14 protein-coding genes are annotated in these 16,114 nt (G+C 57.1%); 12 read left to right on the forward strand and 2 right to left on the reverse strand.

The window, feature by feature from the left end:
• Positions 1 to 47: 47 nt before the first annotated feature.
• Positions 48 to 1,862, forward strand: a complete 1,815-nt coding sequence (gene oadA, locus ACW17M_RS11450) for a sodium-extruding oxaloacetate decarboxylase subunit alpha (RefSeq protein WP_457547415.1) — start codon at positions 48 to 50, stop codon at positions 1,860 to 1,862.
• Between the two features lie 10 nt (positions 1,863 to 1,872).
• Positions 1,873 to 3,195, forward strand: coding sequence for a sodium ion-translocating decarboxylase subunit beta (locus ACW17M_RS11455; protein ID WP_022519961.1), 1,323 nt, complete (start codon positions 1,873 to 1,875; stop codon positions 3,193 to 3,195).
• A 230-nt stretch (positions 3,196 to 3,425) separates the two neighbouring features.
• Here ACW17M_RS11455 and ACW17M_RS11460 read toward each other — a convergent pair whose 3' ends face one another.
• Both ACW17M_RS11460 and ACW17M_RS11465 read right to left on the reverse strand, forming a co-directional pair.
• Positions 3,426 to 4,052, reverse strand: a complete 627-nt coding sequence (locus tag ACW17M_RS11460; RefSeq protein WP_022519960.1) for an IMPACT family protein — start codon at positions 4,050 to 4,052, stop codon at positions 3,426 to 3,428.
• Complete coding sequence (locus ACW17M_RS11465) at positions 4,052 to 4,432, reverse strand: LexA family protein (protein ID WP_027957354.1); 381 nt, start codon at positions 4,430 to 4,432, stop codon at positions 4,052 to 4,054. The genes ACW17M_RS11460 and ACW17M_RS11465 overlap by 1 nt, the downstream gene beginning before the upstream one ends.
• A gap of 197 nt (positions 4,433 to 4,629) precedes the next feature.
• Between ACW17M_RS11465 and ccmA the strand changes: the two genes are divergently transcribed.
• The 10 genes from ccmA (at position 4,630) to smc (ending at position 15,507) form a co-directional block, all read left to right on the forward strand.
• On the forward strand, positions 4,630 to 5,250 hold the full coding sequence (ccmA, locus tag ACW17M_RS11470) for a cytochrome c biogenesis heme-transporting ATPase CcmA (RefSeq protein WP_457547416.1): 621 nt from the start codon (positions 4,630 to 4,632) through the stop codon (positions 5,248 to 5,250).
• Positions 5,251 to 5,534: 284 nt separating this feature from the next.
• The gene (gene ccmB, locus ACW17M_RS11475; protein WP_223828158.1) at positions 5,535 to 6,203 is read left to right on the forward strand and encodes a heme exporter protein CcmB; all 669 of its coding nucleotides are present in this window, start codon (positions 5,535 to 5,537) and stop codon (positions 6,201 to 6,203) included.
• Between the two features lie 14 nt (positions 6,204 to 6,217).
• The gene (locus tag ACW17M_RS11480; protein ID WP_009286787.1) at positions 6,218 to 6,985 is read left to right on the forward strand and encodes a heme ABC transporter permease; all 768 of its coding nucleotides are present in this window, start codon (positions 6,218 to 6,220) and stop codon (positions 6,983 to 6,985) included.
• Positions 6,985 to 7,176 carry a heme exporter protein CcmD gene (ccmD, locus tag ACW17M_RS11485; protein WP_022519956.1) on the forward strand — a complete coding sequence of 64 codons (192 nt, stop codon included), beginning with the start codon at positions 6,985 to 6,987 and terminating at the stop codon, positions 7,174 to 7,176. The genes ACW17M_RS11480 and ccmD overlap by 1 nt, the downstream gene beginning before the upstream one ends.
• The gene (ccmE, locus tag ACW17M_RS11490) at positions 7,173 to 7,682 is read left to right on the forward strand and encodes a cytochrome c maturation protein CcmE (protein WP_027957351.1); all 510 of its coding nucleotides are present in this window, start codon (positions 7,173 to 7,175) and stop codon (positions 7,680 to 7,682) included. Before ccmD ends, ccmE begins: the two co-directional genes overlap by 4 nt.
• Positions 7,683 to 7,734: 52 nt before the next feature.
• Positions 7,735 to 9,768, forward strand: coding sequence for a heme lyase CcmF/NrfE family subunit (locus ACW17M_RS11495; RefSeq protein WP_022519954.1), 2,034 nt, complete (start codon positions 7,735 to 7,737; stop codon positions 9,766 to 9,768).
• Positions 9,765 to 10,292, forward strand: a complete 528-nt coding sequence (locus tag ACW17M_RS11500; protein WP_041157622.1) for a DsbE family thiol:disulfide interchange protein — start codon at positions 9,765 to 9,767, stop codon at positions 10,290 to 10,292. Before ACW17M_RS11495 ends, ACW17M_RS11500 begins: the two co-directional genes overlap by 4 nt.
• Positions 10,283 to 10,753, forward strand: a complete 471-nt coding sequence (locus tag ACW17M_RS11505; protein ID WP_039858734.1) for a cytochrome c-type biogenesis protein — start codon at positions 10,283 to 10,285, stop codon at positions 10,751 to 10,753. Before ACW17M_RS11500 ends, ACW17M_RS11505 begins: the two co-directional genes overlap by 10 nt.
• Positions 10,750 to 11,988, forward strand: coding sequence for a c-type cytochrome biogenesis protein CcmI (gene ccmI / locus ACW17M_RS11510; protein ID WP_039858736.1), 1,239 nt, complete (start codon positions 10,750 to 10,752; stop codon positions 11,986 to 11,988). The genes ACW17M_RS11505 and ccmI overlap by 4 nt, the downstream gene beginning before the upstream one ends.
• A gap of 24 nt (positions 11,989 to 12,012) precedes the next feature.
• Positions 12,013 to 15,507 carry a chromosome segregation protein SMC gene (gene smc / locus ACW17M_RS11515; RefSeq protein WP_457547417.1) on the forward strand — a complete coding sequence of 1,165 codons (3,495 nt, stop codon included), beginning with the start codon at positions 12,013 to 12,015 and terminating at the stop codon, positions 15,505 to 15,507.
• Positions 15,508 to 16,114: the final 607 nt, after the last annotated feature.

The following is a 16,114-nucleotide window of genomic DNA, read 5'->3' on the forward strand; positions in this document are numbered from 1 at the left end:
TGTTATTTTTACTACAAACTTACAACTCTCTACTGTGAGCCATGACAATGAACGAAATAAAACGCCCTCTAGGCATTACTGATGTCGTGCTGCGCGATGCCCATCAATCGCTATTCGCTACACGTATGCGGCTGGACGATATGCTGCCGATCGCCGAAAAACTGGATCGCGTTGGCTATTGGTCGCTGGAAACCTGGGGTGGGGCCACTTATGACGCCTGTATCCGCTATTTGGGCGAAGATCCGTGGGAGCGCATTCGTGCATTAAAAGAGGCTATGCCCAATACACCTCAGGCCATGTTGCTACGTGGTCAGAACCTGCTGGGCTACCGCCACTACGCCGATGACGTTGTCGATAAGTTTGTCGAGCGGGCGAAAACCAACGGCGTTGATGTCTTCCGTGTTTTCGATGCCATGAATGACCCGCGCAATTTAGAGCGCGCCATTCAGGCGGTGCGTAACGTCGAAGGTCACGCCCAGGGCACCATCTCTTACACCGTGAGCCCGGTACATACCCTGGATAGCTGGGTTGATCTCGCCAAAACCATTGCTGGCTTAGGCGCAGATTCATTGGCTATCAAGGATATGGCGGGGCTACTGACGCCCTATACGGCATTCGATCTGGTCACCCGGCTCAAGAAAGAGCTATCGATTCCGGTGCACCTGCACTGCCACGCCACCACCGGCCTCTCTACCTCAACCATTTTGAAGGCAGTGGAAGCAGGCATTGATAACGTCGATACCTCGATTTCGTCCATGTCGATGACCTACGGTCACAGCCCCACCGAGTCAGTGGTGGCAATGCTGAAAGACACCGGCCGCGATACCGGTCTGGATCTTGAGCTGCTGGAAGATATTGCCGGTTACTTCCGCGAAGTACGCAAGAAGTACGCCGCCTTTGAAGGCTCGCTGCGCGGCATTGATTCGCGCATCCTGATTGCTCAGGTGCCCGGCGGCATGCTGACCAACATGGAAGGCCAGCTGAAAGAGCAGGGCGCGGGCGATAAGCTGGACGACGTGCTCAGCGAGATTCCCCGCGTGCGCGAAGATCTTGGCTTTATTCCGCTGGTGACGCCCACCTCGCAAATCGTCGGCACCCAGGCGGTCATGAACGTGATGATGGGCGAGCGCTACAAGTCGATCTCCAAGGAAGTTCAGGCGCTGCTCAAAGGTGAATATGGTGCTGCCCCAGCACCCTTCAACGCCGAATTGCAAAAGCGCGTCTTGGAAGGCGGCGAGCCGATTACCTGTCGCCCGGCGGATAACCTTTCACCGGAAATGGATAGGCTGGCTGCCGAACTGAAAGAGAAGGCTAGCGCTGAAGGCATTCGCTTGGCCGAAGGCAAGCGCGAAGTAGATGATGTTCTGACCTACGCGCTGTTCCCGCAGATCGGCTTGAAGTTCCTTAAAAACCGCGACAATCCCGACGCCTTTGAACCTGCCCCCCAGGCAACTGACGCAAGTGCTGAAAAGACACCCGCCAAGGTGGAAAGCAAAGCGCCGGTGGCTAGCAGTGGCTCGGAAACCTATACCGTTAAGCTCAACGGTAAAGCCTTCGTGGTGGAAGTGTCTGAAGGTGGTGAACTGGGCGAAGTGCAGGAGCAAACGGCGGCCAGCACTGGCGCCCCCAAAGAGGAAGTGTCTGCACCCACTGGTGAGAGCATTGATGCGCCGCTGGCCGGCAATATCTTCAAGGTTAATGTCCGCCCTGGCGATAAAGTCGCTGAAGGGGATGTGGTGATCATTCTTGAAGCGATGAAAATGGAAACCGAAGTGCGTGCCAGTATCGCAGGCACTGTGTCTAAGGTTAACGTCAGCGAGGGCGACAGCGTAGCCGTAGGCGATGCGCTGATCGAGCTCTAAGGGCCCAGTAATGGATAAATTAGTAACGTTATGGGAAGGCTCTGGGCTATATAACCTTGAGCTTGGCCAAGCCGTCATGATCATGGTGGGGCTACTGCTGCTTTACCTGGCCATTTATAAGAAGTTTGAGCCGCTGCTGCTGGTGCCGATTGGCTTTGGCGGCATTCTGGCCAATATTCCCGAAGCAGGGTTGGCGATTTCAGCGCTAGACCAAGCGATCGAGGTGGCGAAACCCGCAGTGCTACAGCAGATAGCGGCAGCGCTGGGCGCGACGCTGGATCCGTTAGCGAATGCGGAAGCCTGGCGTGAATCGTTAAAAGTGATAGCCCACGATGGCGTCGCACCGGATCAGGTGCGTGCCGCACGTGATATCGCCGTGGGCGTCGGCTATAGCGATGGCATGCTTTACAACTTCTATAAAGTAGCAATTGGTTCAGGTATCGCCCCGCTGATTATCTTTATGGGTGTGGGCGCCATGACCGACTTCGGTCCGCTGCTGGCCAATCCGCGCACGCTGTTTTTAGGTGCGGCCGCTCAGTTTGGCATTTTTGCCACTTTGTTTGGTGCCGTGGCGCTCACCTCGATGGGCATCATGGATTTCTCGCTCAATCAGGCCGCCGCCATTGGTATTATTGGCGGGGCGGATGGCCCGACCTCCATCTACGTCTCCAGCGTGCTGGCGCCGGAGCTGCTGGGTGCTATCGCGGTGGCTGCCTACGCCTATATGGCGTTGGTACCGCTGATACAGCCGCCCATCATGCGTCTGCTGACCACCGATAAAGAGCGTCAAATCAAGATGACCCAGTTGCGGCCGGTCTCCAAGCTGGAAAAAATCATCTTCCCGCTTATGCTGCTGATTCTGGTCGCGCTGTTTCTGCCCGATGCGGCACCGCTACTCGGTATGTTCTGCTTCGGTAATCTGATGCGTGAGTGTGGCGTAGTCGAGCGCTTGTCGGATACCGCGCAAAACGCCTTGATCAATATCGTCACGATTATCCTGGGACTGTCGGTAGGCTCCAAACTGATGGCCGAGAGTTTCCTGGCATTTGAGACGCTGGGGATATTAGGTCTGGGTATTGTCGCCTTTGGTATCGGCACGGCCGCTGGGGTATTGATGGCCAAGCTGATGAACCTGGTGAGCAAAATGCCCATCAACCCATTGATCGGTGCCGCGGGCGTTTCCGCCGTGCCTATGGCAGCGCGGGTGGCGAATAAGGTGGGGCTGGAGTCCAACCCACATAACTTCCTGCTGATGCATGCCATGGGCCCCAACGTGGCGGGTGTTATTGGGTCGGCAGTCGCGGCCGGGGTAATGATTAAATACCTGGGTTAACTAGTCCTCTGCCATCAACGGCATAGGGGTGTCATTGCGAACGCAGTGAAGCAATCTGGGGTTGGTTCTCAGGGTAGGCTTGAGATTGCTTCGTCTCAGGCTCCTCGCAATGGCCGGTGAGTGTCATCGCGAGCGAAGCGCGGCGATCTCGGTTTGTTTGCCACCGCAGAACGAGATTGCCGCGTCGCAAGCTCCTCGCAATGACATATGGGGCCCTTTCATCTGCTGCGTTATGCCTTTGGTGCAGAGAGAACCTCAATAGCACTCTTCAAGCGGTTTTCTAGCGGGGCAAGGTCAAGCGGGCAGTCCCGTGGCCAGCCAATGGTCAGGCGAACGCCATCACCATCGTAGTCGGCTTGCTCAATAGGGATGTCGTGCTCTTCGCACCAGGCGCGGGCAATCGCTTCATTGGCAAAAGTAAGGCGCAGGGTGTAGGTGTCGCGCTCAACCACTTCCCGGGTAGCGAGTGTCTCAAGGGCATGGCTAACCGCCTGAGCGTAGGCGCGGGCTAAGCCACCGGTGCCGAGCTTTGTACCGCCAAAATAACGAATGACCACACAGCCAATCTGGCCCAGTTGGCTCCCCTGGAGAACCTGATACATGGGGCGGCCAGCGGTGCCGCCAGGCTCGCCATCATCGGAAAAGCCAATCAGATTTTGCTCGCCGGGTGGCCCGGCAATGTAGGCAGTGCAGTGGTGGCTGGCATTAGGATGCGCGGTTTTCGCCGCATTCAGCAGAGTAGTGAATGCGTTGATATCGGGAGCGTGGCAGATCCAGGTGATAAATTGGCTCTTTTCTACTTCAATGTCAGCCGTGTGCCATGACCCTGTGGGTAACTCGGGAACCCGATAGCGCATTAATGCTCCGTAAAGGTAGTCTCACTTTTCACACCCATTACCATGCCGAGTACCTGAATATCCCGGTTGTGCAAAAATAGCGCTGGCTGCAAAGTATCTTCTGGCCATAGCTCTACGCCAAAGCGGCTGATAGAGAGCTGCCTCAAGGCGATCGTTTGCTGGTTTATTTCGGCAACGGCAGTTTCTGTCTGGGTATCGTGTTGATAGCGCCGGATAATAATGACATCGCCATCGAACAAGTTGCAATCACACAGTGCATTGCCACGCACTTTGAGTGCATAGGTATTGCGTCGGGTAATGCTAGGCGCCATTGCGTAAGGGCGCGGTGCCGGTTGTCTACGGCCAAACGTAACGGTAGGTGCTGCCATCGATAGGGTCATCAGAGAATCTCCATTGCATGTTCTTTCATACAGTGGTTTTCATTGTAGACCTGTTTTTGCATACAGTGCCAGAGATAATTGCTCTTACGACATATTGATGAAGATCACGCTGCGACCCAGCGCCGCATTGTGTGAGTGGCGAGAAAGGGGCTTTACGTGTAGAGTTCGACGCGAAATCAATATGCCAGGAGAGACGCTTGAGCCTGTGTCTACAAGCCCGACAGCTTGCCTGTGAACGCGATGACCGCTGGCTGTTTCAAGGGTTGGATCTGGAGGTTCGCAGCGGTGAAATAGTGCGAATTGAAGGGCCCAATGGTAGTGGTAAAACCAGCCTTCTGAAAATTCTCTCCGGCCAGCTCAGTGACTACCAGGGCGAACTGTTCTGGAATGGCGCTGCGATGAACGAGACACGCGAACATTTTCTCGCGAATCTGCTCTATTTAGGACACGCACCAGGCATTAAATCAGGGCTTTCACCGTTAGAAAATTTAGCCTGGTACCAGGCCTTAAGCGGGCAAAGCGGTAATGAAGAGCAGCGCCTGGAAGCTCTTGAACGGGTTGGGTTGGCAGGCTTTGAAGATGTGCCCGCAGGGCAACTCTCGGCAGGCCAACAGCGCCGTGTTGCCCTGGCGCGCTTAACGTTAACGCCGCGCGCCCTATGGGTACTGGATGAGCCTTTTACCGCGATTGATCGCCACGGCGTCGCTGATCTAGAAAGACAGCTGGTTGCCCACGCTCAGGCGGGGGGCTGCGTGTTAGTAACGACACACCACGAGTTAACCGCTTCACCGTTGCTCAGACGGATATCCCTAGGGTAGAAAGCAGGACTGTCTCAATTGGAAATAGCGGCTTAAATAACGCTCGACAGCGTGGTGCCAGGGGAGGTTGAAGCGAGGGTCTTTTGTCATGGATGACAAAAGTAGCGCCCAGGGAGGGGTTTACAGCGCCCTCGCGGAAACCTCCACTGGGCACCGATGCTTGTATGGTAGAGGAGAAAGGGTTGCACAGCTCTTTACATGGCTCTTCAAATAGCTCTTCACAAAGCTCGGAGACCACCCAACAGGTTTCAGCAGTGCCACTGCGTGAGCATAATGGTGGGTTAATGACCGCAGTGAAGGCCACGCTCGTGCGTGACTTAACGCTATTGCTGAGACGTCGTGGCGAAGTGCTCAATCCACTGGTGTTTTTTGCCCTGGTGATCACGCTGTTCCCGATCGCTATTTCGCCCGACCCTGAGCTGTTAGCGGTGATTGCTCCAGGTTTGCTGTGGGTCGCAGCTTTGTTAGCCGCGCTGCTTTCATTAGACAGCCTGTTTCGTAGCGATTATGACGACGGTAGTCTGGAGCAACTGCTATTGGCGCCGCAGCCGTTAGTCGCGCTAAGTTTGGCCAAAGTGGCCGTGCATTGGCTGCTGACAGGCCTACCGTTGGCGCTGATGGCGCCGATATTGGGTATTATGCTGGCGCTGCCGGCGGGCAGCTACGCCGTGCTGGCGCTGTCGCTTGCCCTGGGTACGGCAAGCTTGAGTTTGATTGGCGCCATCGGTGCGGCGTTAACCGTTGGCTTGGCACGGGGTGGAGTGCTGCTCTCGCTACTGGTGCTGCCGTTGTATATCCCGGTGCTCATTTTTGGCGCAGGCGCGGTGCAGGCGGCCATTTTTGGAGAGGGTGTCTCCGCACACCTGGCTATCCTGGGCGCGCTGCTCGCTGCCTCACTCATGTTGGCGCCGTGGGCGATTGCCGCATCGCTGCGTATCAGTATTAACGGTTAAGGACGGGACACGCTATGTGGGCCTTTATACACAAGCTGGGATCACCCAAGTGGTTCTACGGCATTAGTGCCAAATTACAGCCCTGGTTTTGGGCCGCGGCGGCGCTGTTGATCGTCACTGGCTCGCTGTGGGGGTTGGCGTTTGCGCCAGCGGATTACCAGCAGGGTAATAGCTTCCGAATTATTTACGTCCATGTGCCGGCGGCCTTTTTGGCTCAGTCTATCTTCATTGCCATGGCGGTTTCCGGCCTGGTGTTTATGGTCTGGAAAATTAAAGTCGCCGATATGGCGGCGGCGGTGATGGCGCCTCTTGGCGCAGCTATGACCTTTGTCGCGCTGTTTTCCGGTGCCGTATGGGGTGTGCCCACTTGGGGAACCTGGTGGATGTGGGATGCACGGCTAACGTCAATGCTGATCTTGCTGTTTTTGTACTTGGGCGTAATTGCTCTGCGTGGGGCTTTTACCAGCCGCGATAGCGCCTCACGGGCAGCCTCGGTGCTGGCCATGGTGGGGGTGATCAATATTCCCATCATCAAATACTCGGTGGACTGGTGGTACACCCTGCACCAGCCCGCTTCATTTACGCTGACCTCGCGCCCGGCCATGCCTACTGAAATGTGGCTGCCTCTGGTCATTATGGTGCTGGGTTTTTACTGCTTTTTCATTGCCTTAACGCTGATGCGCACACGCAGTGAAATTTTGCGCCGCGAAGCTAACAAACGCTGGGTACAGGAATTGGTGACCGGCCAAGTGGTGAAAGTACCGGCAGAGGAGGCTCGCTAATGGCGTTTGACTCATTTTCCGAATTTCTCGCCATGGGTGGTCACGCGCCTTATGTGTGGTCTGCCTGGGGCGTGACAGCGCTACTGCTGCTCGCCACCGTATGGCATGCGCGTGCTGAACAGCGCCAATTGATCAAAGGCTTGAAACGCCGTGCAAGACGCGCAAACAGCGCAAGGGGAAACGCCCAATGACGCCTAAACGTAAACAGAAACTCTTTATTATCCTGGGCCTTGTGTCGCTGGCCGCGATTGCCGTGGGGCTGACCCTGTACGCGCTGCGCGCTAACATCAATCTGTTTTTCAGCCCGGTACAGATCGCCCAGGGCGACGCGCCCATGGAGCGGCAGATTCGCGCCGGTGGCATGGTGAAAGAGGGTTCAGTATCCCGTGACCCCGAGAGCCTGGACGTCGAGTTTGTCGTCACCGATTACGTTGATGACCTGGAGGTCTACTACAGCGGCATCCTGCCCGACTTGTTCCGCGAAGGCCAAGGCGTGGTAGTGATCGGAGAGCTTCAGTCCGATGGTCGTTTGTACGCCGATAAAGTGCTTGCGCGCCACGATGAGAACTATATGCCCCCTGAAGTCGCCCAGGCACTTGAAGAGGCGGGCTATTCGCCAGCCGACTACCAGGCCAAAGCCGCGGAAGTGGGTAAACGCCTGGACGAAGAAGGCGTACCCCAAGCAAGCGAATACTAAGACCCACAGTTTAACCGCCTTGCCTTACCGCCAGTGCTGGTTCGGAGCGCACATGTTTATCAAAATGATTCCTGAAATTGGCCACTTTGCCCTCATTATCGCGCTGCTGATGGCGGCAGTGCAGGCCGTGATGCCGCTGGCCGGTGCGGCCACCCGGCGCCCGCTGTGGATGGCCTATGGTCAGCCCATGGCGGTGGGGCAGTTTGTGTTCATTGCCATTGCCTACGCCTGTTTGACCGCCAGCTATATGCTGGACGACTTTAGCGTGGCGAACGTGGCCAACAACTCCAACTCGCTGCTGCCCTGGTACTACAAGTTCAGCGCGGTGTGGGGCAACCATGAAGGGTCGGTGCTGCTGTGGAGCTTTATGCTCGCGGGCTGGGGGTGTGCGGCCAGCCTGTTTACCGGCAACCTGCCGCGGGATATGGTCGCGCGAGTAATGGGCGTGATGGGTATGGTTTGCGTCGGCTTCTTACTGTTTATTCTGATGACATCGAACCCCTTCGAGCGGCTACTGCCCGGTATGCCCCAGGATGGCGCCGACCTTAACCCGCTGTTGCAAGACTTCGGGCTAGTGGTGCATCCGCCGATGCTCTACATGGGCTATGTGGGCTTTTCCGTGGTCTTTGCATTTGCCATTGCAGCGCTGATGGGCGGTCGTTTAGACGCGGCCTGGACGCGCTGGGCAAGGCCCTGGACGAATCTGGCCTGGGCATTCCTGACCGTGGGTATCGCGTTAGGCAGTTGGTGGGCCTATTACGAGCTTGGCTGGGGTGGCTGGTGGTTCTGGGATCCGGTCGAAAACGCTTCACTGCTGCCCTGGCTGACGGGAACTGCACTGGTTCACTCACTCGCGGTCACCGAGAAGCGCGGCTCGTTTAAAAGCTGGACCGTGCTGTTGGCGATCTCGACCTTCTCGCTGTCGCTAATGGGCACTTTTCTGGTGCGCTCTGGGGTGCTGACCTCGGTGCATGCGTTCGCCAACGACCCGGCCCGCGGTTTCTTTATCCTGATGCTGCTGGCCATTACGGTAACGCTGTCGTTGCTGGTGTTTGCGCTACGCGCGCCGCGGGTGAGTCATAAAGTAGGCTTTAACTGGCTCTCCCGGGATGCGCTGCTGCTGGTTAATAATATCTTTCTGGTGATTATGACCGTCACCGTGCTACTGGGTACCGTCTATCCGCTGATTCTGGATTCTCTGGGGCTGGGGAAAATCAGCGTGGGCCCGCCTTACTTTAATACCCTGTTTGTGCCGCTTACCGTGTTGATGTGTATCTTTATGGGGCTTGGCTCGGTAACGCGCTGGAAGAGCATGGCGGCACGCGATCTGATTCGTAAACTGTGGTTAGCCGGTGTGGCCGCATTGGTGATCGGCATATTAATGCCGCTGCTGTACCGTGGCGAGTGGAACCTGTTTGTCTCCCTGGGCATTGTCTCTGCACTCTGGATTGTGCTGCCGATGGTGCGCGATGTATTCGATAAAACCCGCCACGCCAGTTCGTTTTTGGCCGGTGTTCGTAAGCTCTCCCTGGCTTATTGGGGCATGGTGCTGGGGCACGTAGGTGTTGCGGTCACTATCGTCGGCGTGACGGTAGTGTCCAACTACAACATTGAGCGCAACGTGCGCATGTCGCCGGGCACCACGGTCGAAGTCGCGGGCTATCAGTTCACCATGACCGAGTTAACCGAGCGTCGTGGCGCTAACTTCCTGGCGGACACCTCGATTCTACAAGTGCAGCGCGGCGACTCAGGCAGCAGCTTTACCATGCGGCCCGAAAAGCGTCTCTACCTGGCCACCGGTATGCCGATGACGCAAGTGGCCCTGCGCCCAGGGCTGTTCCGCGACCTCTATGTCGCCATGGGTGAGAACCTGGGCGATGGCAGTTGGGCAATGCGGGTGCAGTATAAGCCGTTCGTCCGTTGGCTCTGGCTGGGCGCACTGCTAATGGCGTTTGGCGGTGTATTGGCGGTGCTCGACAAGCGCTACCGCCGTACCGCATCCACCCGTGAAGCGCCCAAAGTGGCTAGCCAGGATGATAGTACTCAGAACAGTACTCAAAATGGCGCACGGGAGGCCACGGCATGAAGCGACGGCTACTGCTATTACTGTTGCCGGTGTGTTTTTTAGCCCTGGCGCTGTTCTTTTACCAAGGCCTCTCGCTAGACCCCTCCCAGCGGGATTCAGCGCTGATGGCGCGGGAGTTCCCGACCTTTGAAGCCAGCACGCTGCGTGATGAGAATCGCCGCGTTGACCAAACGCTGTTAAAGGGTGAGGTGACGTTGGTGAATGTGTGGGGCGAGTGGTGTCCGGCCTGTAAGCAGGAGATGCCGCAACTGCTGGAACTGGCTGATAACGACATTCGCATGGTCGGGGTCAACTACCGCGATACCCGCGAGAAAGGCATGCAGTTTCTCAGCGAATTTGGCGATCCGTTTGAAGTTAATATTTTTGATCCGGAAGGCGAGCTAGGGTTTGATCTTGGCGTCTACGGCGCCCCGGAGACATTCCTGGTCGATGCCGACGGGGTCATTCGCTATCACCATAAAGGCTACGTATCACCGCAAGACGTGCGCGAGCGAATTCTTCCGGAGGTGGAAAAATGGCGCTAATGCGAACCATGGCAGCGCTACTACTGCTGGTCATAGCGTTTGGTGCAGCGGCAGGTGGTATCGAACTGCGCGAATTTGACGACCCGGTCATGGAGAAGCGCTATCACGATTTAACCGCCTCCATGCGCTGCCCACTGTGTGAAAACCAAGCCATAAACGATTCCGATGCACCCATTTCGGCAGATATGCGTGAGCGGGTTTATCAACTGTTGCAAGACGGGCAGTCGGATATCGAAATTATCAACCATATGGTGCAGCGGTTTGGTGAATATATTCTCTACAACCCGCGTTTAGAGAGCCGTACCTACCTGCTTTGGGGCTTGCCCATCGCCCTGGTGTTGCTAGGTGCGATGGTGGTTGTGCTGATGATTCGCGCCCGCCGTAACGCCTCTGCTAAAGCGTTGAGCGCCGAAGAACGCCAGCGCATAGACGCGCTGACTAACCGTAAGGGGTCTTCATGACGCTGCTCTGGATAGCCATTGCCATTCTACTGCTCCCCGCGCTGTGGCTGCTGGTTTCGCCGCTAAGAAACGCGCGTGCCCTGCATGACCAGCAGCGCGATTTTGAAGCCAACGACACCTCCGCCGAGCAGAACGTGGCGATTTTCAAGCGCCGCTTGGCGTCACTGGAAGCGGCTCTTGAACGCGGCGACATAGATGCCGCACGCTTTGAGGAAGACCGGCTGGAACTCGAGCGCAGCCTGCTGGAAGACACTGCTTTTCGCGAGCGTCGGCCGCTAAAGGCTGCCAGCGCCGGCCGTATTGTCGTGCCTGTGGTGATGCTCGCTGTGGTCGCTGTTAGCGTTATTTGGTATCAGCAAAAGGGCGCTGAGGGCGACCTGGTGCTACTGGCCGTGCAGCAAGAAGTGCAGAACGACCCTGATGGATCGCTTGCCATGTATATCGAGCGCATGGAGGAGCAGGCCGAACGCCAGCCGGATAACCCTAATGTGTGGAGCGAGCTGTTTCCGCTCTACCGTGAAACCGGACAAATGCCCAAGGCCGTGGACGCCCTGGAGCGCCTGATCGAGATTGAAGGGCGCATTCCACCGCTGCTTGCGCAGTTGGCGCAAATTCGTTTCTTTATGGCTGAGCGCGAGCTTACCGACGAAGTACAAGCGTTGGTCGACGAGACGTTGGAGCAGGATCCCCGCCAGCCCACCGTGCTGGGCTTGCTGGGCATTAATGCCTTCGACAACGGCGATTACGAGCAGGCTATTGACCACTGGCGCCGGGCGATTGCCAATATCGAGGATCCCAACACTGTGTCCTCGCTACGCGACGGCATTCGCGTGGCTCAGGAGCGATTGGGTATTGAACCCGAAGAAGCCGTCACCGAGGGCACCGGCATTCGTGTGCGTGTCTCGCTGGATGAGGAGCTCGTCGGGCGCGTAGATGGCGATGCCAGCGTCTTTATTACCGCCCGCGATATTGAGGGCGAGTTACCGCCCCTGGCCGTGGTGCGGGCACAGGTATCCGAGCTGCCTATGACCGTGACGCTAGATAACAGTGTCGCGATGTCTCCCCAGGCGCAAATATCCCAGGTACAGGAAGCCCGTTTAGTGGTGCGTGTTTCTCCTTCTGGCCAAGCAGCGCCCCAGCCCGGGGATCTGTTTGGTGACCTTGAGAGCGTCAGCATCGGGCCAATTGAAGACGACGAAGCGGCCGAAGTGGTGATTAACCGTGTCTTTGAATAATCGCAACAGGAACGCCGTTTCGGTATGCGCTTAACGTCGATTCGCTTAGTCGGGTTTAAGTCCTTTGTGGATCCCGTCACGGTGCCCTTTGATGGCAATATGACCGCCATCGTAGGCCCCAACGGCTGCGGTAAATCCAATATTATTGACGCCGTGCGCTGGGTAATGGGGGAGTCATCCGCCAAAACCCTGCGCGGCGAATCCATGGCCGACGTTATCTTTAACGGCTCCACCGGTCGTAAACCAATCAGCCAGGCGTCCATAGAACTCAAGTTCGACAACCGCGATGGCAGCATGGGCGGCGTTTACGCTCAGTACGCGGAAATTGCCGTTAAGCGTCTAGTCACCCGCGACGGACAATCCAACTACTTCTTTAACGGCCAGAAATGCCGTCGGCGCGATATCGCCGACCTGTTTATGGGTACCGGTCTGGGGCCGCGCTCCTACGCGATTATCGGCCAGGGGATGATCTCGCGGCTGATCGAAGCCCGCCCCGACGATCTGCGCTCAACGCTTGAAGAGGCCGCGGGTATCTCCAAGTACAAAGAGCGCCGCCGGGAAACCGAAAACCGCATGCGGCGAACCCAGGAGAACCTGGAGCGTCTGGACGATATTCGCGAAGAGCTGGATAAACAGCTAGAGCGCCTCAAACGTCAGGCCGAAGCCGCCAAGCGCTATCAGGATCTCAAGGAACAGGAGTATCGGCTCAAGGGCGAGCTGGCGCTGCTGCGCGGGCGCGCCCTGCGTGCCGAGCAATCGCATCAAGAGAGCCGCGTTCGCGAATTGGAAATAGCGGTAGAAAAAGATGTCTTCGGTGTCCGTCAGTGCGAAACCCGCCTGGAGCAGGCCCGGGAGCAGCACGACGAACTTTCTGAGGTGCTCGATCGCCATCAGCAGCAGTTCTTTGAAACCACTACGCGCATCGCCCGTTTAGAACAGGATCAGGCCCACCGGCGTAGCCGTGAAACCCAACTGGCCAGCGACATCGCCACGGCTCGGCGCGAATTGGACGAGCAGCGCCGCGTTAGCGAAGGCGATCAGGAGCGTTTAGCCGCCATTGACGAGCGCTTTGAGGATCTGCTCCCCGAACACGAAGCGCTGGAGGAGCAGCTCGAAAGCCTGGAGCAGGCGTTGGCCGACGCATCTCCCGCGCTGGAAGCCGCCGAGCAGCAGTGGGCCGATGCCGAAACCCGCTGGCGGGATGCCAGCCGCGATGCGGATCGCAGCCAGGATCAGTTACGCGACCTTGAACAGCGTATTCAACGTTTACAAGCGGAAAATCAGCGCCGCCGTCAGCAGCGCAGCGAGGTAGCCGATCTCACCGCGCTGCGTGAAGAGCACGCTGTGTGCCAGGCGCAGTTGACCGAGGCCGAGGAGCAGTCGGAAGGTTTTCAAACCCAGCGGGATCAATGGCAGCAGCGCTACGGCGATGCTAAAGCAGCCTACCAGCAGGCTACTCAGACGCGGGACAATCAGCGCGCTGAACTCAGTCAGCGCCAGGGTGAGTTGGCCTCACTTCAAGCGTTGATTGATGCCGCCCTGGTGGATCACGATCCTGCTATTGGCACGACCTTAGAAGCGTATGGTTTAGCGGATGCCCCTCAGCTGGGCGAAGCACTGCAGGTTGAGCCCGGCTGGGAAACGCTGGTGTCCTGGCTGCTCGCGCCTTGGCTCAATGCCCGCCTGGTGAACCGCCACCAACTGGCCGCTTTACCTGAAGCCTTAGCCACGGAGTGGCGGCTGATTGATCAAACACCACCCGCCGCCTCAACCTCTGGCCAGCGATTAGACAGCTTGGTCAAAGGCGCCGGTGCGTTGGGTGAATGGTTAGCGAGCATTCACTATACGCAAACGGCAGAACAAGCGGAGGCGCAGGTAGCGCACCTCGCACCTGGCGAAAGCGTGGTAAGCCAGGATGGCGTTTGGCTGGGCCGCGGCTGGCTGAACCAGCAGGCCAACGGCGAAGGTATCGACGGGCTGCTATTAACGCGCCGCCGCTACGCCGAACTGACCGCCCAGCGCGAAAGCGAAGAAGAAGCGCTGGCGCTGGCAGAAGCGCAGTGTGAAGCGGCCAGTGAAACCATTGAAACCCTGGAACAGGCCCGTGAACAGCAGGCCGAACAGGAGCGCGCCCACGCCGCCACCCTGCAACAGCTGGCGGTAAAAGAGCGCAGCCTGGCCCAGCGCTTGGAACATCTGGAGAGTCGCGCCACTGAACTCGATGAAGAGCTTGCCCAGCTGCAAGAAGATGAGGCGGAGTTAGCGCTTACCATCGACGAGCAGCGTGCCCGCTGGCATGTGGCGATGGAACAGTTGGAAAGCGCGGCGCAAGCGCGGGAAACCAGCGCCGAACAGCGCAACCGGCAGCGTGAAGCGCGTGACCAGTTGACCCAGCAGCACGCCCCGCTCAAAGCGCAGCAGCAGGCGCTGGCGCTGGAGCGTGAACGCTTGAGTGCCGAGCGCGATAGTCTGCGCTCACAGCAGGCGCGTTCAAGTGACTCTGAAGAGCGGCTCTCGCTGCGGATTGCCGAGCTGGAAGAGTCACGGGAAATGCTGATCGAACCCGACGAGCTGGCCGGTGAAGAGCTTGAAGAGCTGCTTCATCAGCGCGAGCAGCAGGAAGGGCGCTTAAACGCCACTCGTCAGCAGGCTCAGGCACTGGCAGAACAGCTGCGTAACGATGAACTTGCCCGCCAGCAGCACGAGCGCAACCTGGAACAGAGCCGCGAGCAGCTCCAGCAGCGGCGCATGGACGTGCAGGCGCTGGCGCTTAAAGCCACCACCCAGGATGAGCAGCTAGCTGAGCTTGGTCATAACGTCGAGACTCTTGCCGAACAGTTACCCCAGGAAGCGACGGAAACCCGTTGGCAGGAACGCCTGGAAAGCACCACGGATAAAATTCGCCGCTTGGGGGCGATCAACCTCGCTGCCATTGAGGAGTACGACCAGCAGGCCGAGCGGCGAAATTATCTGGAAGCGCAGCATGCTGAGCTGACCGAAGCGCTGGAAACCCTCGAAAGGGCGATTAAGCGTATCGATCAAGAAACCCGTGTGCGTTTCCGCGAAACCTTTGATCAGGTGAACACTGGGCTACAAACCCTTTTCCCTCGCGTATTCGGCGGCGGTGCTGCATGGCTAACGCTAACCGGCGATGATCTGTTGGAAACCGGCGTGGCGATTATGGCCCGCCCGCCGGGTAAGAAGAACAGCACCATTCATCTGCTCTCGGGCGGCGAGAAGGCGCTGACTGCGCTGTCGCTGGTATTTGCGATCTTTCAGCTTAACCCCGCGCCGTTCTGTATGCTGGATGAAGTCGATGCCCCCTTGGATGACGCCAACGTGGGCCGTTACGCCAGACTGGTGAAAGAGATGTCTGAAAACGTTCAGTTTATCTACATCACCCACAACAAGATTGCCATGGAAGCCGCCGAGCGCTTGATGGGTGTCACCATGCAAGAGCCCGGCGTATCGCGGTTAGTCTCGGTGGGTATTGAAGAAGCGGCGGCGCTGGTCGATTAAACTAACTCCCTATCCTACCAAGCAGCAGTGAAAGCATTCTGATTGAGACCTGGGAGAACGAAGACTAAGCAGCAGAGTTCTTGGAAGAGCACTTCTGTTGAGAGCGTTTTTCCAAGGAGGCTATTGTCGAAAGCAGAGTTAGCGAAAGCACTATTGGCGATAGTAGAGTGAGCAAAGCTGAAGCGGCAAACGCCAAGTAGATAAACTTTTTGTTGGAAAAATGCGTAAAAAAATGTCCTAAAGCGTTCTTCTTAACTATATTAACCCTACTAATAGCGCGCTTGAGATGGTTAAACGGCTTATAGAGGCAATACGCAATGGCGGGTGTGTCGGTTGTCAAAACGGCTTTTCTTGCTTCTCGGATTCCTTTATAAAGCTATTTATAGATGTTAGATCTAATGATTGCGGCACTTTTGTTTGAAGTTAAGGTCAGATTTCTCTGGCCTAAAGAGAGGCAGAATTCTGCCATGGCGTGAAAATCGCGTTAAATGCAGCAAAAATTGGCCCTTTTGGTAGTAATCGCGCTATGCTTGGCTTTATTGATAGCAGGTAATTATTCAATAGCCGTTACCTATATTCAGGCATGACATTTTAGACACCGTGCCTT

The organism is Vreelandella sp. 2A-K22, from assembly GCF_054065485.1.

Excerpts from the sequence above, each read along its gene's own strand:
- ACW17M_RS11505 (WP_039858734.1), top strand. The coding sequence starts at position 10,283 with ATGGCGCTAATGCGAACCATGGCAGCGCTACTACTGCTGGTCATAGCG.
- ccmD (WP_022519956.1), top strand. The coding sequence starts at position 6,985 with ATGGCGTTTGACTCATTTTCCGAATTTCTCGCCATGGGTGGTCACGCG.
- ccmI (WP_039858736.1), top strand. The coding sequence starts at position 10,750 with ATGACGCTGCTCTGGATAGCCATTGCCATTCTACTGCTCCCCGCGCTG.
- ACW17M_RS11460 (WP_022519960.1), bottom strand. The coding sequence starts at position 4,052 with ATGCGCTATCGGGTTCCCGAGTTACCCACAGGGTCATGGCACACGGCT.
- ACW17M_RS11495 (WP_022519954.1), top strand. The coding sequence starts at position 7,735 with ATGTTTATCAAAATGATTCCTGAAATTGGCCACTTTGCCCTCATTATC.
- ACW17M_RS11480 (WP_009286787.1), top strand. The coding sequence starts at position 6,218 with ATGTGGGCCTTTATACACAAGCTGGGATCACCCAAGTGGTTCTACGGC.
- ACW17M_RS11500 (WP_041157622.1), top strand. The coding sequence starts at position 9,765 with ATGAAGCGACGGCTACTGCTATTACTGTTGCCGGTGTGTTTTTTAGCC.
- oadA (WP_457547415.1), top strand. The coding sequence starts at position 48 with ATGAACGAAATAAAACGCCCTCTAGGCATTACTGATGTCGTGCTGCGC.
- ACW17M_RS11455 (WP_022519961.1), top strand. The coding sequence starts at position 1,873 with ATGGATAAATTAGTAACGTTATGGGAAGGCTCTGGGCTATATAACCTT.
- ACW17M_RS11465 (WP_027957354.1), bottom strand. The coding sequence starts at position 4,432 with ATGACCCTATCGATGGCAGCACCTACCGTTACGTTTGGCCGTAGACAA.
- smc (WP_457547417.1), top strand. The coding sequence starts at position 12,013 with ATGCGCTTAACGTCGATTCGCTTAGTCGGGTTTAAGTCCTTTGTGGAT.
- ccmB (WP_223828158.1), top strand. The coding sequence starts at position 5,535 with ATGACCGCAGTGAAGGCCACGCTCGTGCGTGACTTAACGCTATTGCTG.
- ccmE (WP_027957351.1), top strand. The coding sequence starts at position 7,173 with ATGACGCCTAAACGTAAACAGAAACTCTTTATTATCCTGGGCCTTGTG.